Raw genomic sequence first — 23,608 nt, 5'->3', positions numbered from 1 at the left:
ATAAGGAGGCTGACCGCTGTGCTGCCGTATTTAACGCTGATTCTATTTGTTGCTGCTGCTGTCTGGTTCGTGATTGGTGGAGCCAAGGAAAATCGACGAACCCGTGCGTTTCGAGCCGGAATGTTTATCATTCTCGTGTACGCTGCGCAGGGAGGTATGTATTACGTCGTTCACGGAACGCTTGCTTCCTACCAGGTCGTTGGGACAGCCGCCGGTCTTGTAACTGCATCGCTATCGCTGATGCTGCCAAAAGCCGGAGCTCGTCCAGTATCCACTCATTTTCCACCAGGACGAATGAAGTAAAAAAGGAACCGTTTCCTCTGCTGGAGGAGCGGTTCTTTTTTGTGCTTTTAAAAGCAGAAAGGACTTGGCATAAGAATCACTTCAGTACCGGACGGCTTGACGAAGGCAGGAATGGCGAGCTTGCACGTATCGCTATTTAAGACATTATCCAGTTTGAAGCCCGCAAAAGACTTTAGTAAATCGCCAGCTCATATTTTCAAGGACTTTCCAGCCTCCATTCGGGGTATAGACTGGCAAGTACGAATCAAGAGAGAAAGGCGGAGCTGCAGATGACGAAAGGAACGATTGTAGTCGACCAACTGGTCAAAACGTATAAAGATAATTTTACAGCAGTAGATAATGTATCGTTTACTGTTAACAAGGGAGAATGCTTTGCTTTTCTCGGCCCGAATGGCGCCGGAAAATCGACAACGGTTAAAATCTTAACGACTCTCTCCAGGCTCAGTTCAGGAATCGTTACGATCAGTGGTATTGATGTCGATCGGGAACCGGAAAAGGTGCGCTGGGAAATCGGTGTGGTACTTCAGGATACCGGGCTTGATTCCAACCTGACTGCAAGAGAGCTTCTGGAGCTTCAGGGGAGAATCTTTCACTTAAGCCGAAAAGAAGCAGCTGCCAGAGCCGAAGAGCTGCTCGCTGTCGTCGGACTGACGGAAGAAGCAGACCGCACATCCAAAAAGTTTTCCGGTGGCATGAAAAGAAGACTCGATTTGGCGATGACGCTCGTGCATCGGCCGGGGATCTTATTTTTGGACGAGCCGACAACCGGACTCGATCCGCTTAACAGAAAAAGCATTTGGGAGGAAATACGGCGGCTTAATCAGGAAGAGGGGACGACCGTTTTTTTAACCACTCAATATTTAGAAGAGGCAGATGAACTTGCAGATCAAATTCAAATCATCAGCGGAGGGAAAATTGTCGCGGGAGGGACCCCGGCAGAATTGAAGCAGTCTATTGGAAAAGACGTCATTTCCATGCAGTTTGCCACGTCGGAGGAAGCGGTAAAGGCACGGGATATACTAAATGGGCGTGATGTTTTTGTGAAGGAAAATGACATTCGTGTCACAGAAGAAAAAGCCTCTGCTGCACTGCCCGGAATTCTACGGCAGCTGCAGGAGCACGGTTTGGAACCGGCAGGCTTGTCTGTCGCAGAGCCTACGCTTGATGATGTCTTTATTCAGGTCACCGGCAGCGTGGAGGGATCGGCATGAAGGCGTTTGTTATCCATACTTATGAGCTGACAAAACGAAGCATTATCGTGCTGCTCCGCAATCCGCTGACGATTTTACCAAACTTGTTTATTTCCGTTTTCTTTCTGTTTGTTTATACAGGAGGCTTGAGCGGGATCGCACAGCTTCCTCAGTTTGAAGGAGCCGACTATCTGTCCTTTATTTTACCGGTATCGATCGTGTCCGCGGCAATAGGCGGAGCGGGCGGTGCCGGACAGGAGCTCGTTCGAGATCTCGAATCCGGCTATTTCGCCAGGCTGCTGCAGACTCCAGTAACCCGCCTGGCGATAGTGCTCGGACCGATTATAGCCGGCATGCTCCAGCTGCTCGTTCAGACGAGTTTGATCCTCGGGCTTGCATTTCTGCTCGGGCTTCGGGTTGAAGCGGGGGCTGCAGGTGTCCTCGTTCTGCTGCTGTTTGCCGTTGGCTGGGGTCTGGCCTTCGCCGGCTACTCCGTTACTGTTGCACTGAAAGCGAAAAACGCTCAGGCTGCTCAAGCCGGAACGTTGATCTTTTTTCCGCTGTTGTTTTTAAGTACGACATTTGTACCGCTTGAGCTTATTGAAGCCAGCTGGCTGCGGACGGCTGCAGTAATCAACCCGACAACTTATCTGCTTGAAGGTATGCGGTCGGTTCTCATAGACGGCTGGGTGTGGCAGCCGCTTGTCACCGGCTTCCTCGTTGTCGGGGCTGCGTGCGTATTGACGATCAGTCTATCTGTTATCAGCGCGAAACGGGCGTTCAGCAGAGAATAAGCAGCACGGTCAATCGCTTGTACCGCGGTTGACCGTTTCTGTTTCAAATGTCTTTTTATGATAATAAAGGCCACCCTTAATTTTTACGAGCTGCAGATCAGACTTCTCATTAAAAAATTCCAGGTTTTCCTTTGTAATAATAACGCCATGTTTCGGTGTTGAGCTTTCTGATTTCTCGAAATCATCGATCCGTGCTTCAAACGCCTGGTACTTAAACATAATCAGCAGCAGCGTTAAAATAATACATATTCGTCTGCAGGGAGAGAATGAACAACAGGGCGAAGATTGTTAAAAAGGTAACAGTATCGGTGATGGAAGCGAATGATACATCGATGATCGGAAGGAAAAACGACACCAGATAAGCGGTGAAAAGAGAGTTTTTCAGCGGCTGGACGCTCGAAACCCGGCTCGTCGCCTCAGGACGGGTCGTATTATCATCCTGCTTGTATAACCCGTGGTACGCATGGGTAATCGAGGAAACGGCAATGACCGTGACGACGCCAAAAAGGATCAGAAGCGTCGTTACCGACAAATTCTGATCCTCATAGAGGCGCAGGGAGGCGATATAAAATATAGGGGAGCACGAGCTTAAGAAGATGGTCAGTTTCAAGAGCTGCTGGTTCATTGGCATCTGCATCCTTTCAGGTGTATCTGCCTCCGTTATTCCCGCTTTTAAGACTGGTTTAACCTAAAGCGTGCGCCCGTAGCGTTTACTAATGATGTCATAGAAGCCGAGAGAGTTATAAAGGCGCTTCGTCGCTTCATTGTTCATGCCCGTTTCCAGTTCAATCCCTTTGAAATTTTCTGCTTCGGCCCACTGCAGCACCCGCAGCAGCAGCTTTCGAGCGATCCCTTGCTGCCGGTCTGCTTTGCGGACGTATAAATCGTTCAACCATATGTAATAACCGCCTTTGTCGAGCCCCACTCCTTTATTTAAAAAGGCACAGCCGACAAACTCATCCTTGCGAACGGCGACGAAAAATTCCGAGGCACACTCCTGCCGGAGCGCGGTGCGAACCGTTTGTTCAAGATCTTCTAATGCAGGAGGATCGCTTAATTGCTCCATCTGCTCCATCATTAACGCGGAAATTCGTGAAATCTCATCATCGGTCCCTGGCTTTTGGACGTGGTAAATCTTCATAGGCTGTCTGCTCCTTTTTAATGAAAGATCTGTTCATGCAATCGTCAATAAACGTGCAGGAAGGTGGTAGGATTTGCATGGAAATCGTGTTATAACTATACTATGCGCGAAACGCGCGCGACTACGAGCTACATCATGAGGAGACTGGATTTTATGGAACAATTCTTTTCAACCTTTACCTTCCGGACAATCTGGACACCGGAGCTGATCGTGGTGCTCGGCCTCATCAGCGCAGTCTACTTCCTTATCATAACAAAATACAGGCACCGCTTTCCAGATGCTGCGCCGGTTTCCAGAAAGCGCATTGCCTACTTCCATCTCGGCTTGTTCGGCATTTACTTAGGATTTGGCGGTCCGCTGTACGTGCTCGGTCACATTATGCTCAGCATGCACATGATTTCCATGGCTATCGTATATTTGATAGCACCGCCGCTTTTGCTGCTCGGCATCCCGGATTGGTTTTTCGAGCGTTTCCGGCAGATGAAGCCGGTGCGAAACATCTTTTTTATTATTGGGTTTCCACTGCTTGGATTGCTGCTCTTCAATGCTGCGTTTTCGATCTACCATATTCCGGCCGTGTTTGACTTTTTACTGACGAACGAAGGAGCGCATAACAGTTATCAGCTCGGAATGCTCGCTCTGGCAGTGCTGATGTGGTGGCACATTATTCCACGTATCACGACTGCGTACAATTTGTCAGAGTTAAAACGAATCGGCTACATGTTTGTATCCGGCGTATTGTTCACTCCGGCGTGCGCGCTCATCATTTTTGCCGGCCAGCCGCTTTATGCTACATACACTGACCCTGCGGTATGGTCTACTGCCATTGCCTACTGTCTGCCTCCAGGCGCAGATATTCCGTTTGAAGTGATGAGCGGTGAACAGTCGCTTACGTTCCTGTCTCCGACCAACGATCAGCAGTTCGGCGGTGCGATGATGAAAATCATCCAGGAGCTCGTTTATGGCGTAGCCATCGGCTATTCGTTCCGGCTCTGGCAGAAGCGGGACAAAGAAGAAACGTCTCAAGAACAGTTCGAAGAGTATGAAATGTACCAGCCAAATGCAAACTAAAGGACGGATCGATGTGATCAAACAATTATCAATGCTCCTCGGTATCACCCTGCTTGCCGGCTGCAGCTTTCTCTATGAAGATGCAAGCGAATCAGCACAGGGGGAAGCGGTGATCGATACGACGGCTGCTGATGAGCCGTGGATGACCGGGGATTTCGAAGCAGTAAATCAGCACGGAGACGAGGTATCTTCTGCGGATCTTGAAGGAGAATGGTGGCTTGCTAAAACGATTTTCACCCGCTGTCCAACCGTCTGTAATGTGATGAGTCCTAACATGGCAGAGCTGCAGCAGGAAATGGAAGAAGCCGGGGTGGATGCGCGGATTGTCTCCTTTACCGTTGATCCGGAGTTTGACACGCCTGAACAGCTTGAGTCATACGGGGAGTCCTATGGTGCCGATTTTGATAACTGGGATTTTGTAACGGGCTACGAACGGGAGGATATTCAAACCTTCGCGCTTGATTCCTTTAAAGCTCAAGTACAGGAAATTCCGGAGCAAAATGATATTATGCACCCAACCCGTTTTTTCTTCGTTAATCCGGAAGGACAGGTTGTGCGGATGTACGCAGGTGAAGACAGCTTCGATGCGGAGGTAACGGTAGAAGATATGCAAACGGTGATGAACGAAAATTAACCGCTTTGCTGCCCTTGATCCGGCAGGTTTAAAGGCTTCAGCCAATTACATGAGGTCGTCTCAACCGAGGCGGCCTCTTTTTGATCTTTTGAGAAAGAAAAGGCTTTTTTATCTGACTGGGGTGATGGGACCGGCTGCTTTGAGTCGCTTTATCAGGACTCTCCTGTAATAAATGCCGGTTATTTTGGGTCTATCTTCAGATTTAGTGCTGAGCCATACAGCACCGTGCATTTTCTGCTAAACTAGTAACAGGAGGGATACATATGGTGCAACCACGTAAACCAATATCCGTTTCAGAGGCTGTCAGCCGTGTGATGCAGCTGCCGGTTCATACATATACAGAGACCGTCCCGCTTGAGCAGGCAGGCGGTCGTATTTTAGCTGCAGACGTTCACGCTGATGCAGACGTGCCGCCATTTGATCGGTCGCCGCTCGACGGATTTGCAGTCCGGGCAGCCGATACAAAAGAAGCCTCCCGCGAGAATCCGGTTCATCTCCGGGTACTGGAGACGGTCGGCGCCGGACATACGGCAACAGTTAAGCCAGAAGCCGGGGAGTGCATCCGGGTTATGACAGGAACGATGATGCCCGAGGGAACCGACGCGATCATCATGTTCGAGCTCACGAAAGAATTAGAAAACGGAGCACTCATTGAAATCACCCGAGCGTTTCACCCTCAGGATAATGTCGTTATTCAAGGAGAGGAAATGAAGCGTGACAGCGTGGTGCTCGAAAAAGGGGAACGGATCCATGCAGGTGCGGTTGCCGGATTGGCGACCTTTGGCTGTGCGGAAGTCGAAACAGCAAGGCCGGTAAAAGTAGGCGTTTACGCTACCGGCACGGAGCTACTGGAGCCCGGTGAAGCCCTTGAGCCAGGGAAGATCCGCAACAGCAATGCGCCGATGGTCCTTCAGCAGCTGCGCGAAGCAGGTGCAGAGCCGGTTTATTACGGTCAGCTGCCGGATGAGTTTGAGCTTTGCTATGAGAAAGTAGCCGATGCGCTACAACACGTCGATGCGCTGATTACAACGGGCGGTGTTTCCGTAGGTGACTTTGATTTCCTCCCGGCCATTTATGAAAAGCTCGGAGCCGAGGTGCTGTTTAACAAAATTGCGATGCGGCCAGGCAGTGTCACTACAGTTGCCGCGATTGACGGCAAACCGCTTTTCGGGTTGTCCGGTAATCCGTCTGCGTGCTTCGTCGGATTTGAACTGTACGCAGGTCCATGGATTCGCCAGGCGCATGGCGATACGCATCCTTACCTGCAGCCGGCACCTGCTGTGCTTGGCAGCGACTTCCCGAAACCAAATCCATTTACGAGGTTTGTACGCGGCATTGTCCGATTTAACGAGTCCGGGATGGTGGCAGTACCTGCCGGGCTTGATAAATCACAGGTTGTCACATCACTTGCCCGCTCGAATGCTCTCATTGTTCTGCCGGGAGGAACGCGGGGCTATCAGAAAGGCGATGCTGTTGATGTGCTGATGCTGCGCGGCGATGGCAGTGACACCTTTTCGGAGCCGGTGAAGGAGCGATGAGAGTCGTTCAGGTGATCGGTTTCTCCAATAGTGGAAAAACGACGCTGACGAAGGCGCTTACGGAACACTTTTCCGTGCAGGGGGTAGCAGTTGCGGCAGTGAAACACCACGGAACCGGCGGCAGGCTGGTCCCGGATGATACGTCGGACACTGGCCTTTTTCGACAAGCCGGAGCAAAAGCCGACATGCTCGTTTCCCAGGAAGAAACCATCTGGAACATCCGGCAGGCTCTATCCATCGAACAAATTGTGCACGTGCACAAAGTGATTGGAACCGAGCTGCTAATAATAGAAGGGTTTAAACAAGGCCCTTATCCCAAACTGGTGCTGCATGCAGAGGAAGCACTGCCTGCACTCGAGAATGCGGTCCTACACGTCGGGAAACAGGGAAGCCGGACGCTTGAGGAGGCACTTCGTGAAATAGATCAGATAGGAGAGATCGTATGGAGCAAAAGCGCTATCGTGTAACAGAAGAGCCGCTTGACAGTACTGCGATTATCCAGCGCGTGACCGATAAAAATGCCGGAGCGGTTACCGTCTTTATAGGCACGGTGCGGGAGATGACGAAAGGAAAACGGACTCTGTCATTAACCTACGAAGCCTACGTTCCGATGGCAGAGAAAAAGCTCGCGCAAATCGGAGCTGAAATTGAAGAAAAATGGCCGGGTACGATCATTGCGATAGAGCATCGGATTGGAGCGCTAGCCATAAGCGACGCTGCTGTTGTCATTGCCGTTTCCTCGCCGCACCGGGATGCTTCGTTTAAAGGAAGCCGCTATGCGATTGAACGAATCAAGGAAATAGTGCCAATTTGGAAAAAAGAACACTGGGATGATGGGTCATCCTGGATCGGCGATCAGCTGGAAACGACCGCTTACGATGAGGGTGCACCGAAGGAGGGAGAGACATGATTACTATACTGCTGTTTGCCGGTATGAAAGAAGCCGCAGGAACAGATAAATTGACAATGGACAGAGAGCAAGTCTCGGTAGCAGAGGTCCGGCAGTTTGTTAAGGAAACCTATCCAGCTATTCCCGGCACCGAGCGGGCGATGGCGGCCGTGAATGAAGAATTTGTTCCGGATCAGGAACTGATTCGCGATGGGGATACCATAGCATTTATTCCACCGGTTTCAGGTGGATAAAGGAGGAATCAAGAGATGAACATGTACATCTCGAACGAAGCAGCTGCTTACATGAAGGAGGATCTGCAGGCCGAGTCAGGTGAGAGCGTGCGCTTTTTTGTCAGGTATGGGGGCTGCGGAAATATTCAGACAGGCTTCTCTTTAGGGGTTGCGAAAGAAGACCCAGTGGAGCCTGCCACATTCATTGAGTCAGCAGGAGTCCGCTTTTACGTAGAAGAGCAGGACAACTGGTATTTTGACGGACTTCCGTTTTATATCGAATGGAGCCGTTCCAGTCAGGAAATCACATTTCGCCATGGAGAAACCGTATGAAGCGAAAGCTGATCATTGGGGTGGCCGTCTTCTCCATTTCGGCACTTGTGATATATTTAATATTGGATATTTTAACAGAAGTTCCAGTTGAAGTAGCAGTGATGACTGCACTTGCAGGCGGATTTTTGCTGGAATGGAGCTATTTTCAACTGAAAGGCTCCGCCTCTGCCGATGAGCAGAACCGATAGGCAGCCCACGGCTGCCGCTGAATACGTATGGGGGAGATGGCACGTGTGAAACAATTAGTCTTTGTCACGCTGCTTCTCATCACGACCGCCTGTGCATCGGCGGAAGAGCGGGACAGAATGGAAGTCGGCCTGCTCCTGACCCACCCGATTGAGGAGCAGGAGTGGAACCGGCAGGGATATGAAGGTGTTCTGCAGCTTCAAAGCGACTATGATGCTGAGGTTCATGTGATGGAAGGCATTACGAATTTTGAAGAAACCGCGGAGGCGGTCGAACAGCTGGCGGATGAAGGAGTAAATCTGTTATTTGGACATGGCTCCATTTACTCGGACATGTTTTTGCAGCTAAATAACGACTATGAGGATATTCATTTCATCAGCTTTAACGAAAGCGCCTCTGCAGAAAATGTTTCAAGTATGCACTTCGAAGGGTATGCTATGGGATACTTCGCCGGAATGCTGGCCGCTGAACAGTCTGTAAGCGGACATATTGCTGTTATCGGTGCGTTTCCCTATCAGCCGGAGGTCCAAGCCTTCGCGGAAGGTGCCCGCTGGCATGATCCGGATATTCAAGTGTCTGCACGTATGACAGAGAGCTGGATCGATGATCATGCTGCGGTGCACTATTTAGATGAGCTGGCTGATGAGCATGCAGATGTGTTTTATACAGCGGGTGACGGCTTTTCCGAAGCAGCAATTGAACGCGCCGCTGACCGAGGGGTGCATGTCATTGGCTATGTCACCGACCAGTCATCTGTAAGTCAGGAGACGGTGTTAACAAGTACGCTGCAGCACGTGGAAGAGCTTTACCTGACAGCAGCAGACCGGTTTTTAAACGGCACTTTGGAGCCGGGACGGCATTCGTTTGATTTCGCCGATGGAGCTATTTCCTTCGCCCCGTTTGGACCGGCAGTAGAAGAGGAAACGAAAGAGTGGATCAACGAAATGGTTCAAAGTTATGCAGAGGATGGAAAGCTCCCGCATGAGAGCGAACAAGAGGAGGAATAGTCTATGAAGGAATACACGCTTGCCCCTGTTTCAGCCAGAGAATCGATGCATCTGCTTGGAGGCGTCATCCAAACGCGTGAAAAACTGTTAGAGTTAATCGCAGAGCTGAATGAAGAAGATATGCACCATCATGTATCTGACTTTCCAAGTATCGCAGGCTATGCCCTTCACCTTGCACAAATCGAGTGGTGGTGGAATCAGGCCGTGCTGCGTGGAACAGGCGTAACAGACGAAGACCGCGAACGGTTCCTTTTTAAAGAAGAACAGACTATTCACTGCCCGGATCATATTGAGAAGAGCTTTCTGCTTGCAAGACTTGGTGAAGCTCGTATTCAAACGCGTGAGTATTATTATGCGCTGTCTGACCAGGAGTTCAGGCGTGCAGACAAGCAGCCTGCCGGAGGAAAAACAGATGAGGCGTACTCACCTGAGTGGGTGCTCTGGCACCTGCTGCACCATGAAAGCTACCACATTGGTCAAATGTATATGCTGCGCCGCTGGATTAACGGCCAACGGGAAAAGTGGGATCATTTTAACACGCCGTACCTGTCTTTATAATCAAGGCTGAAGGCCTTGAGGAAAGAGCAGCACCGGCTTTACATGAATTGCGTGAAAGGATGAGCTATGTTGGCAGAGAACAGACAAGCGATGGAAAAACTGGCCCGCCGTGTCACCGATGGCTATGAGGCGGTCCATGAGAAGAATTATGCAAGAGCGAGACAGCTGCTGGAGCCGCTCGTCCCGATGCTGCACAATGAATTGAAACCGAACGTGAAGCTGCTTGCCTACACGGCCATTGCTCAAATTGGGGATCGCCAGGTTCAAGCCTTTTTGGAAACCTACGAACAGCTCAAGGCACAGACTCCCGGCGATGAACGTGAACAAGCTCTCGTCACACGGGTGGATGACATGTTTACCGTGCTAATGGAGTCAGTCGCTGAGGAAGAAAACAACAATTAACTAACGAATCTTTTTTTTGAATCAGCCCTGTGACGGCTGATTCTTTTTTTTTTGGACGTCCGCCTGGTTTGAAATCAGCTTGCATTTTTCTTAGTACTAGGTCATAATTATAGATATAACAACCAGCATAGAGGAGGAAGCGGCATGCGCGTAGGAATATGGGGTATGGGTACGTACGTCCCCGAGCATGTGATTACAAATAAAGAGCTTGAACAGCGGATCGACACATCAGATGAATGGATCCGCACACGAACCGGTATTAAGGAACGCCGCATCGCGTCAGATGATGTAGATACCTCCCATATGAGCATGTATGCAGCTCAAGAAGCGTTAGATAACGCAGGAATTACAGGTGCTGATCTGGATATGATTATCGTTGCGACCGTCACGCCGGATCGCTCGTTCCCTTCCGTATCGAGCATGCTGCAGCATCAGCTCGGAGCAAATCGAGCGGCAGCAATGGACGTCAGTGCTGCATGCGCCGGTTACATTTACGGGCTCGTGACGGGCAAGCAGTTTATCGAAACCGGCACCTACAAGCACGTTCTGGTGATCGGAACAGAAAAACTGTCTAAAGTTGTGGACTGGACAGACCGCAACACGGCCGTGCTTTTCGGTGATGGCTCTGGAGCCACTGTGCTTGGACCTGTTTCAGAAGATAAAGGCATTTTATCATTTGAACTCGGTTCTGACGGATCAGGAGGCGAGCACATCAGCATGCAGGATCATCTGTTCATGAACGGCAGAGAAGTGTTTAAATTCGCTGTCCGGCAAATGGGAGAGTCCTGCATTCAAGCGGTCGAATCGGCCGGGCTTACGAAGGAGGATGTTGATTTTCTCGTGCCTCATCAGGCGAATATCCGCATCATGGAATCGGCTCGTCAGCGACTCGATCTACCGGAGGAGAAAATGTCTAAAACGGTGGACCGGTATGGCAATACCTCTTCCGCATCCGTTCCACTTTCGTTAAAATATGAACTGGACCAGGGCAATATAAAAGATGGAGACCTCGTCGTACTAGTCGGTTTTGGGGCCGGCCTTGTATGGGGTTCCGTCGCAATCAGATGGGGAAAATAAGGTAAAGGAGCGACACAGCTATGTCGAAACAACGAGTAGTTATTACAGGAATTGGTGCTTTGACACCGCTTGGAAACAGCGCTGCAGAATCGTGGGACGGCATTCGTAACGGCCGTTCAGGTATTGATACATTTAACCGTTATGAAGAAGCAAACTTTCCAGCTAAAGTGGCAGGAGAAGTAAAGGACTTCGATCCAGGTTCGTTTATGGATCCAAAAGGCGCCCGCAAAATGGATCGGTTTACGCAGTTTGCTGTAGCGGGAGCACGCATGGCCGTCGAAGATGCAGGCCTTGCTATTCACGAAGGCAACGCCGGCCGGATCGGCGTATGGATTGGTTCAGGCATCGGCGGGATGGAAACGTATGAGAAACAGTTCCGTCTCTATGAAAAGCGCGGATACCGGCGGGTTTCCCCGTTCTTTGTACCAATGCTTATCCCGGATATGGCATCCGGACAAGTGTCCATTGAACTTGGAGCAAAAGGTATTAATTCCTGCTCGGTCACTGCATGTGCGTCCGGCGCCAATTCGATTGGAGACGCTTACCGGGTGATTGAGCGTGGCGATGCTGATGCTATGATCACCGGCGGAGCAGAAGCACCGCTTACGGAAATGTCCTTCGCAGGATTTTCGTCGGCACGTGCGCTCTCGACGAACCCGGACCCAGGCTCGGCCAGCCGTCCATTTGACAAGGACCGGGATGGATTTGTCATGGCGGAAGGGACAGGTATTCTCATTTTGGAATCACTGGAATCCGCGCAGGCACGCGGTGCTCATATTTATGCAGAAATTATTGGGTATGGTGCAACGGGGGATGCGTATCACGTAACAGCTCCAGCTCCGCAGGGGGAAGGGGCCGGCCGCGCGATGCAGCAGGCGCTCGACCAGGCCGGCGTAAAACCGGAGCAGATTGATTATATCAATGCGCACGGAACGAGCACAGAGTATAACGATAAATATGAAACCGAAGCGGTCAAAGGTGTATTTGGCGACCATGCCTATAAACTTGCGATGAGCTCCACCAAATCGATGACAGGCCATCTGCTCGGCGCAGCCGGAGCTGTAGAAGCGATCTTTTCGGTGAAAGCGATCGAAGAAAGCATTCTGCCGCCTACGATCAACTGTGAAAATCAGGATGAAGCGTGCGACCTTGACATCGTTTCAGGCGCTGCCAGAAGCGGCGAGCTGGAGTACGTTATGAGTAACTCGCTCGGCTTCGGGGGACACAACGTTTCACTATTGTTCAAAAAATACAGCTGATGTTAACAAGGGAAGTCTCTGATATAGAGGCTTCTTTTTTTCTGCTTTGGAGCGCTTTCTAGATTAAAAGCTGCAAGGAAACGGGAGCGAACAAGGTTTCTCGGTCTGAAGACGGAGAAAGAAACCGCCGTCAGGTGATAGGCATGACGCCTGCTGTCGCTTATAATGTAAGTATTAGGAAATCATTGATAGGGGATGAAGACGATGAGAAAAACGGTCGGACTGCTCCTGCTTGCGGCAGGTGCCGTATTTTTAGCGGTTAACAGCGGATGGATCACGCTTGGTGTGGATCGAATTTTCTTTTTCGGCGCAGCGGTGGTCCTTGCGCTGCTCGGGCTGAAATGGACGGGAGAGGGCTTTTTCGCGATGATCCGCTCTTTTAAAAGGGACAGGCGTCATATCGGACTGCTTCTTTTTGGTCTGTGGACCATTTCTGCAGCAGCTGCAGTCGGATACAACCAGTATGCACCAGGCAGCTACAGCATTCGGGATGTGTGGAATTGGACGTGGCCGCTGTTCTTATTTTATGCCGGATTTAAATTGTTTTTTGACCGGGACACGACGCCAGTTGTAAAGTGGGAGCCCGGACAAGAACCAGGAGAAAAGCCTAAGAAGAAAAAGAAGAAAAAAGCAGAAGGGCCCTTCGGTTCGTTCGATGGATTTTCAGGTGGCGCTGAGAAAACCGCGCTTGGTGATATGTCGATCGGTCGTCAGCCGTGGGAGCCCGCGGACAGACGGCTGCAAATGGGAGTAGGCAGTGTGGAAATAGATTTCTCCAAAGCCATTTTGCACGAAGGCGATAACGTGATGCACATCAGCTGCGGTGTTGGAAGTGTGGAAATTCAAGTGCCAGAAGGGATGGCCATTTCCGTGCGCGGAGCCGTAAAGTTGGGGGAGATAACGATTTTCCATGATTCTCAAGCAGGGTCCGGTCGGACAGTCTCATTCGTAAGCGAAGGCTTTCAAGAGGCAGAGAGGCGGCTTGTGCTCCATGTTGCAGTCGGACTTGGTGATCTGGAGGTGATTCAGGTTGGCTGAAGTCGAACAGAAACGAAAGCCATCCGGACTGCTTTGGTCCGCTCTCCAGGTACAGCTTAAGGCGGCTGCGGCCGGCACACTGCTATTTACGAGCATGATGCTGCTGATTGGCATTGAGATCGACCTGCTGCCGATCGTCCTCGCTGCAGGAATGGCCTTTATTCTGCCGACAGCATTTTTTCACTATCAGCAGGTTCGAACGGAGAAAAGAAGAATGCTTCAGTATTTAGCAGCGGTAAAGCAGCGACGACGAGGAGCGAAAAATACCTTTCCTGAAACAGAGGGCGATGAACTTGGCAGACTGATGCAGGAGGTAACAGATATGATTGAGGATGATGAGCAGCAGGTAGCCTCGTTAAAAAGGGTGCTGGATGAAAATGCATCGCTTCTCGAAGAGCGGGAACGGGGAGCCGGCCAGGAAGAAAGGCGCCGGCTCGCGAGAGAGCTTCATGATTCGGTCAGTCAGCAGCTGTTCGCTGTTTCGATGTCAATGAGTGCAATGCCGAAGCTTATCGAACAGGCGCCGAAAAAAGCCGCTTACGTGGCCAGACAGGTCACAGCGATGGTTCAGGAATCCCAGCAGGAGCTAAGAGCGCTGATCATGCAGCTCCGACCGGTCACACTGGACGGAAAGCCGTTAAAAGAGGCGGTTGATCAGCTGTTTCAGGAGCTTGATGCCAAACATGAACGAATTACCTTTCAGGCGGATACGTCTGGGATTCCAGAGTGCTCAAAAGGAGTGGAAGAACACATTTTCCGCGTGCTCCAGGAAGGGATATCCAACGCGTTAAGACACGGGAAACCAGAACACGTGAAGCTTAGTGCAGCTGCTGGTTCAGCGAAAACGATGATTGTATTAACCGACGATGGCAGCGGGTTCGACCCGGAAGCTGTAAAATCAACCAGCTACGGGCTGATGACGATGAAGGAACGTATGGTGGAGTTGGGAGGCCATATGACAATTATATCAAGGCCGGGTAAAGGAACGCGTTTGGAATTCCGCCTGCCGGTTGAGAGGAGTGCAGTGATGTGACGATTCGATTATTGCTTGTAGATGACCATGATATGGTGAGGCTCGGTCTTTCCACATACTTATCGATGGAAGAGGATCTTGAGGTTGCAGGAGAAGCGAGAAACGGAAAAGAAGCACTTGCACAGGTAAAGGCACTTGAGCCTGACGTCGTTCTCATGGATCTGCAAATGGAAACGATGAACGGGATTGAGGCTACTGCTGAACTGCAAAAGCTTCATCGCCCGCCTAAAGTAATCGTTTTGACGAGCTTTTTAGACGATGAGATGCTTTACCCGGTGCTCGAAGCAGGAGCGTTCAGCTATTTATTGAAAACGTCAACGGCAGAGGAAATAGCAGCAGCAGTCCGCAGTGCAGGAAAGGGGGAAGCCGTTTTTACGTCATCCGTGACATCACGGATGGTGGAAGGGATGCGGCGCCGTTCAAAGGCGAAGCACAATGAGCTGACGAAGAGGGAGATGGAAGTGCTGCTTGAGCTCGGACGCGGCAAAACGAATCAGGAGATGTCTCAATCGCTTTTTATAGGCATCAAAACAGTAAAAACCCACGTCAGTCATATTTTACAGAAGCTGGAGCTGGAAGACCGCACACAGGCCGCAATCTACGTGCATGAGCAGCGCCTGCTCGACCACGCAGAGAAAGCCGGAAACTAGCAGTATAGGAAACAGGCCAGCTGAATTACTCAGCTGGCCTGTTTCAACTTCCTGATGAAAAGGCTGAAGAGCAGGATTTTTCGAGCCTGCCTTCCTTGCTATTTCAGGTAAAACACAGCTTGTTACGGCATGGCTCTGCTCGGAACCCTGTGAGGTCTCGTTCTGTTAAGAAGCACCGTGAGGGATTATTCAGGATCTGCGGCCTCGGCCCAGTCCCATAGCGCGCTCTGCTTTTGCAAGCATCTTCTTTGCAGCACGATCAGCCTGATCGGCTCCTTGATCTAAAATGGCATCCAGTTCCTCGGAAGCCATCAGCTCCTCATACCGTTTTTGAATCGGTTCCAGCACGGATACAACAGCCTCCGCTACATCTTCCTTGAATGGCCCGTACTCTGAATCACGGTAGCGTTCCGTCAATGATTCGACCGATTCTCCTGAGCATAGCGAGTAAATTGTCAGCAGGTTGGTCACCCCAGGTTTGTTTTCCGCATCGGCGTAAACTCCTCCCTCAGAATCGGTAACCGCGCTGCGCATTTTCTTGCGGATGGTTTCCGGATCATCCAGCATTGAAATATAGCTTTTCGGCTTAGGGTTCGACTTGCTCATTTTTTTTGTCGGATCGTTCAGGCTCATAATGCGGGCGCCAACCTTCGGGATGCGGACTTCCGGAATCGTAAAAATATCATTATAGCGCGTGTTGAAACGGTGAGCCAGATCACGGGTCAGCTCCAAGTGCTGCTTTTGATCTTCACCGACAGGGACGATGTCCGTGCCGTAAAGTAATATATCTGCGGCCATCAGCGGTGGATACGTCAAAAGTGCAGAAGAAACGGCCTCTTTCCCATCAGATTTATCTTTGAACTGCGTCATTCGTTCCAGCTCGCCGATATAGGCAATGCATTGCATCATCCAGCCCAGTTGAGCATGCGCCGGCACCTCTGACTGAATAAAGAGCGTCGACTTGTCTTGAGAAATTCCAGAAGCTAAGTAGAGGGCAGCCAGGCTGCGAATATTCCTTTTAAGTTCATTTTTCTTTTGAGGTACGGTAATGGCATGCTGGTCCACGATGCAGAAATAGCAGTGGTAGTCATCCTGCATATCCACAAAATTTTTCATCGCGCCTAAATAATTCCCCAGTGTTAAGGTGCCACTTGGCTGAATACCTGAAAAAATCGTTTTTGTCATCGAATCTTCCTTCCCTGTTTCGTTTAGTAAGACACCAAAAAGGCCCACTCATCCCTAAAAACAGGGACGAATGGACCGCGATACCACCCTTATGATCAGCTACTTCACAGGAGCTGTCTCTCAAGCCTTCTTCGCATCAAGCGGAAAAGGTTCTCCTTGATATCGGGGGAGAAGCCCGGGAGCGCCTACTGGGGTAACGTTCAGCGTCCGGCTCGAAAGTCCATTCACATCAGCTTCGTCTCCTGCTTTCACCATACGCAGGCTCTCTGGGCACGAAGGGCCGATGCTACTTCTCTTTCTCATCGCCTTTTGGTTATCTGTTATTCAGTATATAAAAGCACACGACGCGTTGCAAGGCTTTATATGCCGATTATAAAACGAACATTCCGACTATTAAGCAAACCGTTGCAATCGTGATCGGTTATTGGCACTATAGAACCTGTGAGAGATACATTTGTTTATGACACAGAGACAGTGCGGGGGAGGAAAACAGTATGAAGCTGATTTTGAAACTGCTTATCGGAATCGCAGCGGGGGTAGTGGTCGGTCTGTCCGGAATCGACTGGCTCATCCGGTCACTTGTGACGTTCACTGGTATGTTTGGAGAGTGGATTAACTTTGTTATCCCGCTGATCATTCTCTTCTTTATCGGATCCGGGATTGCAAGCATTGGAAAAGGTTCTTCTAAGCTCGTTGGCGCAACCGTAGGAACGGCTTATCTATCTACGATTACGGCAGGGATCATGGCATTTTTTGTCGCTGTAGCCATCATGCCGTTTGTAACGAGCGAGCGTCAGCCGCCGGAGGAGGGGGCTGCGCCTGAAGCATTTTTCAGCTTTGAGCTTACACCGTTCATGGATATCCTGACAGCGCTGGTGCTCGCCTTTATTTTTGGTATTGCGATAGCGGCGCTGAAACTGGATGGTTTGAAGACGGTTTTTGACGAAGGAAAATCGGTTATTGAGAAAGTGATTTACATCGCAATTATTCCGGTTCTTCCGTTTTACATTGCCGGGATATTTGCAGATATGGCAGCAGAGGGCACGGTGCTTGAAACACTGCAAGTGTTTGGAATCGTGCTTGCGGTTGCGATTGCGACACACTGGATTTGGATTACCCTTCAGTATACCGCCGCCGGGGTGGCAACAGGCCAGAATCCCTTTACTCTTATCAAAACCATGCTGCCGGCATACGTGACAGCGCTTGGTACAATGAGCTCCGCGGCGACCATTCCGGTGACACTCCGGCAGACGAAGCAGAATCGCGTTAGTGAAGCGGTGGCAAACTTCAGCATTCCGCTCAGCGCCACGATTCATCTTTCCGGCAGTGTGATCACGATCGTCAGCTGTGCGGTCGCAGTCATGGCTGTCCTGGATGGTTATACGGTTCCAGGCTTTCTGACCATGCTGCCAGTCATCCTCGCACTTGGTGTTATTATGGTGGCAGCCCCGGGTGTCCCTGGAGGTGCGATCTTTGCAGCGCTCGGTGTATTGACTACCATGCTCGGCTTCTCAGAAGCAGCGATGGGAATGATGATCGTCCTGTATTTTGCGCAGGACAGCTTTGGAACTGGAGCAAACGTTACAGGTGACGGGGCTATTGCTGTATTAATGGATAAAGTAGCAGAAAGGCAGTCTCCCGAAGCTCCTCAAATGGAGGCTCAGCGAAAAGCAGAATAGCGTCATAAACTTTAAAAAGCCGCCGGTCCTCTCTTAGGCCGGCGGCTTTACGCTGATTCGTTAACTAAAGCTGAATATCGCGTAGCTGCTTAGAAAATAAACTAAGATGACGAGCATGGAAGGCAGGCTGTAAACAGCAGCCGGTTTTTTCCTGTTAACCATCATTACCGCACCGATGACGACTGCGTTCAAGATCAGAACACCCGCAGCAGCTGCGAGAACGGCGGGAGAGACGATGCTCAAAACCGGGCCGCCGCGGTAAACGGCATCAATGATAATTAAAATCAGCATATTAAAGACGTTAGACCCTAGTATGTTTCCAAGCGCCATGCTGTGATTGGCAAGCTGTATCGCAACGATCACGGTGACAAGCTCCGGCAGTGACGTAGCGCCTGCAATGAGAAAAGCACCGACAAAGCTCGAACTGATGCCGGTAGCCTGTGCGATCAAATCGCCGGTTACGGACAGTGCGGATCCAGCGGCTAATATGATGACTGCCGCAACAGCAAAGCCGCGCTTCGCATGACGAAGGGAAATAGCATTATGCTGCGGCTCCGGTTCGTCTGCTGACAGCGGTGTTAAGTTGCTTCCTGTCCGTGAAATAACAATCATCCCGCCGGCATATAAAAAGGCGAGCAGCAGCATTTCAACGCCAATGCCTAAAACACTGAATCCTATTGGGAAGACCATCACTGCAGCCATCGAAGCGGTCATGACAATACATAGAACGGCAGTTGCCAAATGAGAGGAATCCGCTGCCTGCAGAATTCGCTTTCGCCGGTAAACTAAATCGACGGCTGCGAGGATAAACAAATTAAATAAATTAGAGCCGAAAACGTTGCTGACAGCAATATCCGGATTGTTGACAACAATTGCTGTAATACTGGTGGTCACTTCAGGAAGGGAAGTAGCTCCGGCAAGAAGGAGCACCCCAGCCATCATTCCTCCCAATTTCGTTCGTTCCCCAATGACATCTGCATACGTGGAGAGCTTCACGGCTGTGATGACCGTGATAATGGCTGCTGCGATAAACAGGATATAGATCATGAACATTCCCTCGCTTTCTAAAATTAGAGCGGGTGGGCATAAAAAAAGAGACCTTTTTACACAGCACACCCGCTGTATAAAAAGGTCTCGCGTACGCCGTTTGAGCGCTCTGCAGACCGAGTGCCGCGGCACTGTCATGACGATCTGCAGACCTGTTGGTCGCTACTCCCCTTCTTAATTAAAGGAATCATAGCACGAAAAGAAAAAAACCGCAACGGATTAATTCGCTGCAGTTGCCTGTTCCGATAAGGAAGAAGATTGAAGCAGTATATCGAGCTGCCGCAGCCGGTGCGAAGCTTCGCGGTCACTGATGTGGCGGTAATGGTGAAGCCCACCGGGTTCTTCATCAGCTTCATCAGCAGCAGCAACTACTTCCTGAAGCGGCTCCCTGCGGATCGATTGCTCCGGTAAAAACGAATCCGTGTGTAATAGGACGGCAAGTGAAATCCGCTTTGCGTCACCAGGGTCTTCGCCAAGCTCAATTAAAATACGGTGCGCGCGCTCAGCACCTTTAATCGCGTGAATATCATTGCGGCGGTATAGCTCGTAATCCCATTCGCCGTCCCGGTACCACGTATAATGGCCGATATCATGGAGAAAAGCAGCCTTTACAGCAAGCGCTGTATTAGTTCCGTATTCCGGTGCCAGACGGTATGCATGATAAGCACATGCCACCGCATGAGCGAGTCCGGAACGTTTCACGTATTTTTGAACATCGGGATGAGAGAATAAATCTAGCAGTGTTACACGGCTCATCTTACATCGCCTCCTTTAAAAGGGTATTTTTACAATAGTACGGAATACGCACAGAAAAGTCAATAAGTCTGTTTATACATTTGCGGAATGGTTCCATCAGCATGAATTTTCAGGAATTGCAGATAAATCATTGGTTGAAGCGGGAATTCATAGTATAATTTACCAAGCACATACAAATATAATGGAAGAAAGCGGGTATTACATATATGAAACACTGGAAATTGTACGCGGCCGGAGCCGCCCTTGCAGCAGGCGGATTCTCAGGACAGGCTTTGGCAGAAGAAGAAAACAGTGAAATGCTCACAGCGCATGCGCATAATGGTAAAACGATCGTACTAGCAGAACGGCAATGGCCTGACCGTGTGGCGCGATATACATTTGATTCAGGCTACCACTTCGATTATCCGGATGCCGTACGCGGTATTTTTGTTACAGGTCACATTGCAGGCCACCCAACAAGGTTCGACGAGCTGATAGAGCTCGTAAATGAAACAGATTTAAACTCAATGGTCATCGACGTGAAGGAGGACGACGGCTACATTACCTTCGAGCCCGAGGAAGGCAATCCCTACGTCGATATCTCTCAGCCAATGATCGGCGATCCGGAAGAAATGATGGAGAAGCTCGAGGAGAACGAGATTTATCCGATTGCGAGAATCGTTGTCTTTAAGGATTCCCAGCTGGCTGATGCCCAGCCGGAGCTGTCCTTTATCGAAAACGGGAACGTGTGGGCCAATCCCCGCGGAGATAAATTTGTAAATCCTTTCTTGGAGGAAGTGTGGGACTATAACTTGGAAGTAGCGCGCATGGCCGCTGAAATGGGCTTCCAGGAAATTCAATTTGACTACGTCCGTTTCCCTGAAGGATTTGAAACAAGAGATGAGAACCTCGAATATGATACTGGCAACTACACAGATCGTCCAGAAGATGATAATATCGGCGCCCGTGTCGATGCCGTCTCTGACTTCGTCGAGTATGCCTATGAAGAGCTGCAGGAGTACGATGTAGACGTTTCTGTCGATATTTTCGGCTACACGGTAACAGTTGAAAATGCACCTGGCATCGGTCAGAACTTCTCCCGAATTGCAGAAAACGTTGATATTATTTCTTCTATGCCGTATCCAAGCCATTGGCAGCAGGGGGATTTTGGGTTTGATGAAGGCCACCCGGATCTGTACCCGTACGAGCTGATGAACCGATATTCTCAGGCAGAAAATGAAGTGATGTCCAACCTGGAAGATCCGCCCGTATCCCGTCCGTGGCTGCAGGATTTCACCGCCTCTTATTTAGGATCCGGGAACTATCTGAATTACGGCAAAGATGAAGTTGAAGCGCAGATTCAGGCGATTTATGATAATGAAATTTACGAGTTCCTGCTCTGGAACGCAGGCAACCGCTATTCAGAAGGGGTGGATTATCTGCTCGGACTTGATCCAGAGGATTTAAACCAAGGTGAGTTAGATGAAGAAGCTCAAGAGGACTACGAAGAAGACAGTGAAGCACCTGATGAAGGAGTCGATGAGGAAGACGATGACTGGGATGTAGAGGAAGATGAAGATCTCGGTGATGAAAACGAATAACGTTCACTAGTTTGCCCGCCGCTCAGTTTATTTGCTGAGCGGCTTTTTTATGAAGCATAAATGCGCGGTTCGTTTGAACGGAATCGAGGCAGGAATCCGAGGCTCAGAATAGAAAGCTGTACGAAACAGCCTGTCAAAGCGAATTGTGAGGGGAGAATCCGCTTATCTGCCCTTTCCGTTCAAGGAAAACCGTTATATAATAAGATGAGAAAGTGAAACAGCCGAAGGAGGGGTTTCATGCACTGGTACGAAAAACTGAACAAATACTTTCCCGACGAAGAAATGAAATCTAGAGAACACATGGAACTGCTTCTGAAAGAGAAACAAGATATTTATAAGAAAAGTGAAGATGAGTATCACGTCATGATGTATGTAGAAATGGAAGATTTTACGTTCATCGATTATTTGTTTGTGTCTAAAATGGCAAGAGGAAAAGGGATTGGCAAGAAGCTGCTCGACGATTTAAAACAACGCAGCAAGCCAATCATTTTAGAAGTTGAGCCTGTTGACTATGACGATACGGATACTGAAAAGCGTCAGCGGTTTTACCGGCGCGAAGGCTTTCAGCATGCGAAATCAATCGGTTATTCAAGGCGCTCGCTCGCGACCGGTGAAGTGAATACAATGGAAATCCTGTATTGGACGCCGGAAGATGAATCTGAAGAAAGCATCTACAACAAAATGAAGCATACGTATGAAAACATTCATACGTATAAGGATGTCGAGCTGTATGGAGAACCTTACGAAGAAGTAGACAAGGCACTCGTCTACCGGGAAATAAATAAGGAAGAAGGAAGCGGTGAAGAACCGGCCTCCTGATTTCTGAAGCATATAGCACACTGACCGCTGTCATAACACGGGAAGGAGTGTGGATCATGAAGGGAAACAAATCCCGTCGCAAAAGCAGGAAAAAGCTTCTTTGGAGAGATCTTCTTAAACGTAAACTGGAAGAAGTAAATAAAATTCCAAAGAAGCAGCCTGTCTCCCAATCCAGGCCGCTTGCTTCCTGATTGGGGACCGAGAAGAACCGGCAAATGCCGGTTCTTTTTCTATTGAATGAGGGTAGTGAAACTTTTCTATGCTTTAATCGTATACTAATGAAGAGAATCCTGTTTTGATCATTTTTGACATTTATCTAATTGATAACGTTTTTTCGTAACTGAAAATGTGATAGAATGAGCGTAATGATTGATTGTACAATCATGTATGAGCTTAACCTTCTGGGACCGCCAGCTAGTAATAGCTCGCTCTGCTCCTGCTGTGAGGCAGAGCGCCATTCATATAAATTTGTTTATAAAAAGTAGTTTAACCATTGAACAAAAAGGTTATTAGACATATGTGAGCTTATAATCAAGCTTTTGTAAGGATTTTGTACAAGTTTTTTAGAAGGCATTGATAATTTGTAAGCAATGTTGTATAATAATAATTATAATTAAGCGATCGATGGTAGTGGTATACATTATTTCTTGTGAAAGGGGATTCAGCCGTATGGTCACGCTATTTACATCACCGAGCTGCACGTCCTGCCGAAAGGCTAAAGCATGGTTGGAAGAGCACGATATCCCATTTGAAGAAAGAAATATATTCTCAGAGCCTCTGTCGGTTGAAGAGGTGAAACAGGTTGTTCGAATGACGGAGGACGGCACTGATGAAATAATCTCGACACGTTCTAAAGTTTTTCAAGAGCTTGATGTTGAATTGGATGCTATGCCGCTTCAAGAACTGTTCCAGCTGATCAGCGATCATCCTGGCTTACTTCGACGACCGATTATCCTTGATGAAAAACGAATTCAAGTTGGGTATAACGAAGCGGAAATTCGACGCTTTCTTCCTAGAAAGGTTCGTACATTCCAGCTTCAAGAAGCAACGAAGCGCCTCGTAAACGAATAACTTTCAGAGAGTGATGCTGCTGATGCGCATCACTTTTTTCCTTATTTACGCAACGACAGCCGGAAAACGGGATAAGTTGGAATTTTCTGATAAATAGTTTGAAAAAAACGAGCAGAGTTATTTCATTTCCCGTCT

Annotated in this window: 30 protein-coding genes and 1 other annotated feature; of the genes, 24 read left to right on the top strand and 6 right to left on the bottom strand. The window is 49.4% G+C overall.

The genetic code is table 11. The features are described 5' to 3' along the window. Positions 1-18 precede the first annotated feature (18 nt). From ACSZLD_RS04805 to ACSZLD_RS04795, 3 genes are all read left to right on the top strand, one after another. A complete protein-coding gene (locus ACSZLD_RS04805; RefSeq protein ID WP_377907940.1) occupies positions 19-303 on the top strand; it encodes a hypothetical protein in 285 nt (94 codons plus the stop codon). Between the two features lie 269 nt (positions 304-572). Further along, entirely contained in the window at positions 573-1,514 is a 942-nt protein-coding gene (locus ACSZLD_RS04800) for an ATP-binding cassette domain-containing protein (protein ID WP_444684399.1), read from the top strand. Continuing rightward, a complete protein-coding gene (locus ACSZLD_RS04795) occupies positions 1,511-2,287 on the top strand; it encodes an ABC transporter permease (protein ID WP_377907942.1) in 777 nt (258 codons plus the stop codon). Before ACSZLD_RS04800 ends, ACSZLD_RS04795 begins: the two co-directional genes overlap by 4 nt. 9 nt (positions 2,288-2,296) lie before the next feature. On the opposite strand, the gene ACSZLD_RS04790 is transcribed toward ACSZLD_RS04795, so the two are convergent. From ACSZLD_RS04790 to ACSZLD_RS04780, 3 genes are all read right to left on the bottom strand, one after another. Continuing rightward, positions 2,297-2,506 carry a hypothetical protein gene (locus ACSZLD_RS04790; RefSeq protein WP_444684398.1) on the bottom strand — a complete coding sequence of 70 codons (210 nt, stop codon included), beginning with the start codon at positions 2,504-2,506 and terminating at the stop codon, positions 2,297-2,299. Beyond that, positions 2,499-2,912, bottom strand: coding sequence for a KwaA family protein (locus ACSZLD_RS04785; protein ID WP_444684397.1), 414 nt, complete (start codon positions 2,910-2,912; stop codon positions 2,499-2,501). The genes ACSZLD_RS04790 and ACSZLD_RS04785 overlap by 8 nt, the downstream gene beginning before the upstream one ends. Positions 2,913-2,975: 63 nt before the next feature. After that, on the bottom strand, positions 2,976-3,428 hold the full coding sequence (locus ACSZLD_RS04780; RefSeq protein WP_444684396.1) for a GNAT family N-acetyltransferase: 453 nt from the start codon (positions 3,426-3,428) through the stop codon (positions 2,976-2,978). A gap of 153 nt (positions 3,429-3,581) precedes the next feature. On the opposite strand from ACSZLD_RS04780, the gene ctaG reads away from it, so the two are divergent. The 16 genes from ctaG to ACSZLD_RS04700 all read left to right on the top strand — a co-directional run bounded on the left by ctaG (position 3,582) and on the right by ACSZLD_RS04700 (position 15,336). Then, a complete protein-coding gene (ctaG, locus tag ACSZLD_RS04775; protein ID WP_377907945.1) occupies positions 3,582-4,499 on the top strand; it encodes a cytochrome c oxidase assembly factor CtaG in 918 nt (305 codons plus the stop codon). Between the two features lie 13 nt (positions 4,500-4,512). Next, the gene (locus tag ACSZLD_RS04770) at positions 4,513-5,133 is read left to right on the top strand and encodes an SCO family protein (RefSeq protein ID WP_377907946.1); all 621 of its coding nucleotides are present in this window, start codon (positions 4,513-4,515) and stop codon (positions 5,131-5,133) included. 263 nt (positions 5,134-5,396) lie between these two features. Beyond that, a complete protein-coding gene (locus tag ACSZLD_RS04765) occupies positions 5,397-6,671 on the top strand; it encodes a molybdopterin molybdotransferase MoeA (RefSeq protein WP_377907947.1) in 1,275 nt (424 codons plus the stop codon). Next, positions 6,668-7,138 carry a molybdopterin-guanine dinucleotide biosynthesis protein B gene (mobB, locus tag ACSZLD_RS04760; RefSeq protein ID WP_444684395.1) on the top strand — a complete coding sequence of 157 codons (471 nt, stop codon included), beginning with the start codon at positions 6,668-6,670 and terminating at the stop codon, positions 7,136-7,138. The genes ACSZLD_RS04765 and mobB overlap by 4 nt, the downstream gene beginning before the upstream one ends. Continuing rightward, on the top strand, positions 7,114-7,581 hold the full coding sequence (locus ACSZLD_RS04755; protein ID WP_444684394.1) for a molybdenum cofactor biosynthesis protein MoaE: 468 nt from the start codon (positions 7,114-7,116) through the stop codon (positions 7,579-7,581). The genes mobB and ACSZLD_RS04755 overlap by 25 nt, the downstream gene beginning before the upstream one ends. Beyond that, positions 7,578-7,814, top strand: a complete 237-nt coding sequence (gene moaD, locus ACSZLD_RS04750) for a molybdopterin converting factor subunit 1 (protein ID WP_377907950.1) — start codon at positions 7,578-7,580, stop codon at positions 7,812-7,814. The genes ACSZLD_RS04755 and moaD overlap by 4 nt, the downstream gene beginning before the upstream one ends. Before the next feature lie 15 nt (positions 7,815-7,829). After that, positions 7,830-8,126, top strand: coding sequence for a HesB/YadR/YfhF family protein (locus tag ACSZLD_RS04745; RefSeq protein WP_444684393.1), 297 nt, complete (start codon positions 7,830-7,832; stop codon positions 8,124-8,126). Continuing rightward, entirely contained in the window at positions 8,123-8,314 is a 192-nt protein-coding gene (locus tag ACSZLD_RS04740; RefSeq protein ID WP_377907952.1) for a hypothetical protein, read from the top strand. The genes ACSZLD_RS04745 and ACSZLD_RS04740 overlap by 4 nt, the downstream gene beginning before the upstream one ends. Positions 8,315-8,359: 45 nt before the next feature. Then, positions 8,360-9,319, top strand: coding sequence for a BMP family ABC transporter substrate-binding protein (locus tag ACSZLD_RS04735; RefSeq protein ID WP_377907953.1), 960 nt, complete (start codon positions 8,360-8,362; stop codon positions 9,317-9,319). Between the two features lie 3 nt (positions 9,320-9,322). Then, entirely contained in the window at positions 9,323-9,877 is a 555-nt protein-coding gene (locus ACSZLD_RS04730; protein WP_377907954.1) for a DinB family protein, read from the top strand. Between the two features lie 69 nt (positions 9,878-9,946). Next, the gene (locus tag ACSZLD_RS04725; protein ID WP_444684392.1) at positions 9,947-10,279 is read left to right on the top strand and encodes a hypothetical protein; all 333 of its coding nucleotides are present in this window, start codon (positions 9,947-9,949) and stop codon (positions 10,277-10,279) included. A 144-nt stretch (positions 10,280-10,423) separates the two neighbouring features. Then, positions 10,424-11,356, top strand: a complete 933-nt coding sequence (locus ACSZLD_RS04720; RefSeq protein WP_377907956.1) for a beta-ketoacyl-ACP synthase III — start codon at positions 10,424-10,426, stop codon at positions 11,354-11,356. A gap of 20 nt (positions 11,357-11,376) precedes the next feature. Then, positions 11,377-12,615, top strand: a complete 1,239-nt coding sequence (fabF, locus tag ACSZLD_RS04715) for a beta-ketoacyl-ACP synthase II (protein WP_377907957.1) — start codon at positions 11,377-11,379, stop codon at positions 12,613-12,615. Positions 12,616-12,819: 204 nt separating this feature from the next. Further along, positions 12,820-13,653, top strand: a complete 834-nt coding sequence (gene liaF / locus ACSZLD_RS04710) for a cell wall-active antibiotics response protein LiaF (protein ID WP_444684391.1) — start codon at positions 12,820-12,822, stop codon at positions 13,651-13,653. Beyond that, the gene (locus tag ACSZLD_RS04705; protein WP_444684390.1) at positions 13,646-14,686 is read left to right on the top strand and encodes a sensor histidine kinase; all 1,041 of its coding nucleotides are present in this window, start codon (positions 13,646-13,648) and stop codon (positions 14,684-14,686) included. Before liaF ends, ACSZLD_RS04705 begins: the two co-directional genes overlap by 8 nt. Continuing rightward, entirely contained in the window at positions 14,683-15,336 is a 654-nt protein-coding gene (locus ACSZLD_RS04700) for a response regulator transcription factor (RefSeq protein ID WP_444684389.1), read from the top strand. The genes ACSZLD_RS04705 and ACSZLD_RS04700 overlap by 4 nt, the downstream gene beginning before the upstream one ends. A gap of 189 nt (positions 15,337-15,525) precedes the next feature. Here ACSZLD_RS04700 and trpS read toward each other — a convergent pair whose 3' ends face one another. After that, positions 15,526-16,521, bottom strand: a complete 996-nt coding sequence (gene trpS, locus ACSZLD_RS04695) for a tryptophan--tRNA ligase (RefSeq protein WP_377907961.1) — start codon at positions 16,519-16,521, stop codon at positions 15,526-15,528. A gap of 59 nt (positions 16,522-16,580) precedes the next feature. Next, positions 16,581-16,833 (bottom strand) — a binding site (T-box leader). Positions 16,834-17,015: 182 nt separating this feature from the next. On the opposite strand from trpS, the gene ACSZLD_RS04690 reads away from it, so the two are divergent. Next, complete coding sequence (locus ACSZLD_RS04690; protein ID WP_444684388.1) at positions 17,016-18,200, top strand: dicarboxylate/amino acid:cation symporter; 1,185 nt, start codon at positions 17,016-17,018, stop codon at positions 18,198-18,200. A gap of 60 nt (positions 18,201-18,260) precedes the next feature. On the opposite strand, the gene ACSZLD_RS04685 is transcribed toward ACSZLD_RS04690, so the two are convergent. Together ACSZLD_RS04685 and ACSZLD_RS04680 are read right to left on the bottom strand one after the other, a co-directional pair. After that, positions 18,261-19,253 (bottom strand): sodium:calcium antiporter, encoded by a 993-nt coding sequence (locus ACSZLD_RS04685; protein ID WP_444684387.1) that lies wholly within the window; start codon positions 19,251-19,253, stop codon positions 18,261-18,263. A 213-nt stretch (positions 19,254-19,466) separates the two neighbouring features. Then, positions 19,467-20,003 (bottom strand): HD domain-containing protein, encoded by a 537-nt coding sequence (locus tag ACSZLD_RS04680; RefSeq protein WP_377907964.1) that lies wholly within the window; start codon positions 20,001-20,003, stop codon positions 19,467-19,469. A gap of 206 nt (positions 20,004-20,209) precedes the next feature. Here ACSZLD_RS04680 and ACSZLD_RS04675 point away from each other — a divergent pair, with 206 nt between their 5' ends. The 4 genes from ACSZLD_RS04675 to spxA all read left to right on the top strand — a co-directional run bounded on the left by ACSZLD_RS04675 (position 20,210) and on the right by spxA (position 23,473). Beyond that, positions 20,210-21,583 carry a putative glycoside hydrolase gene (locus tag ACSZLD_RS04675; protein ID WP_377907965.1) on the top strand — a complete coding sequence of 458 codons (1,374 nt, stop codon included), beginning with the start codon at positions 20,210-20,212 and terminating at the stop codon, positions 21,581-21,583. 237 nt (positions 21,584-21,820) lie between these two features. Further along, positions 21,821-22,402 (top strand): GNAT family N-acetyltransferase, encoded by a 582-nt coding sequence (locus tag ACSZLD_RS04670; RefSeq protein ID WP_444684386.1) that lies wholly within the window; start codon positions 21,821-21,823, stop codon positions 22,400-22,402. A gap of 56 nt (positions 22,403-22,458) precedes the next feature. Then, on the top strand, positions 22,459-22,593 hold the full coding sequence (locus tag ACSZLD_RS04665; RefSeq protein ID WP_377907967.1) for a hypothetical protein: 135 nt from the start codon (positions 22,459-22,461) through the stop codon (positions 22,591-22,593). Positions 22,594-23,071: 478 nt separating this feature from the next. Further along, positions 23,072-23,473, top strand: a complete 402-nt coding sequence (gene spxA, locus ACSZLD_RS04660) for a transcriptional regulator SpxA (protein WP_168009294.1) — start codon at positions 23,072-23,074, stop codon at positions 23,471-23,473. Positions 23,474-23,608: the final 135 nt, after the last annotated feature.

The sequence above is a fragment of the Alkalicoccus luteus genome (assembly GCF_052061695.1).
Taxonomy (GTDB): domain Bacteria; phylum Bacillota; class Bacilli; order Bacillales; family Salisediminibacteriaceae; genus Alkalicoccus; species Alkalicoccus luteus.
Note: the sequence above shows the minus strand (reverse complement) of the source record. Positions and strands in the feature narration are given on the sequence as shown.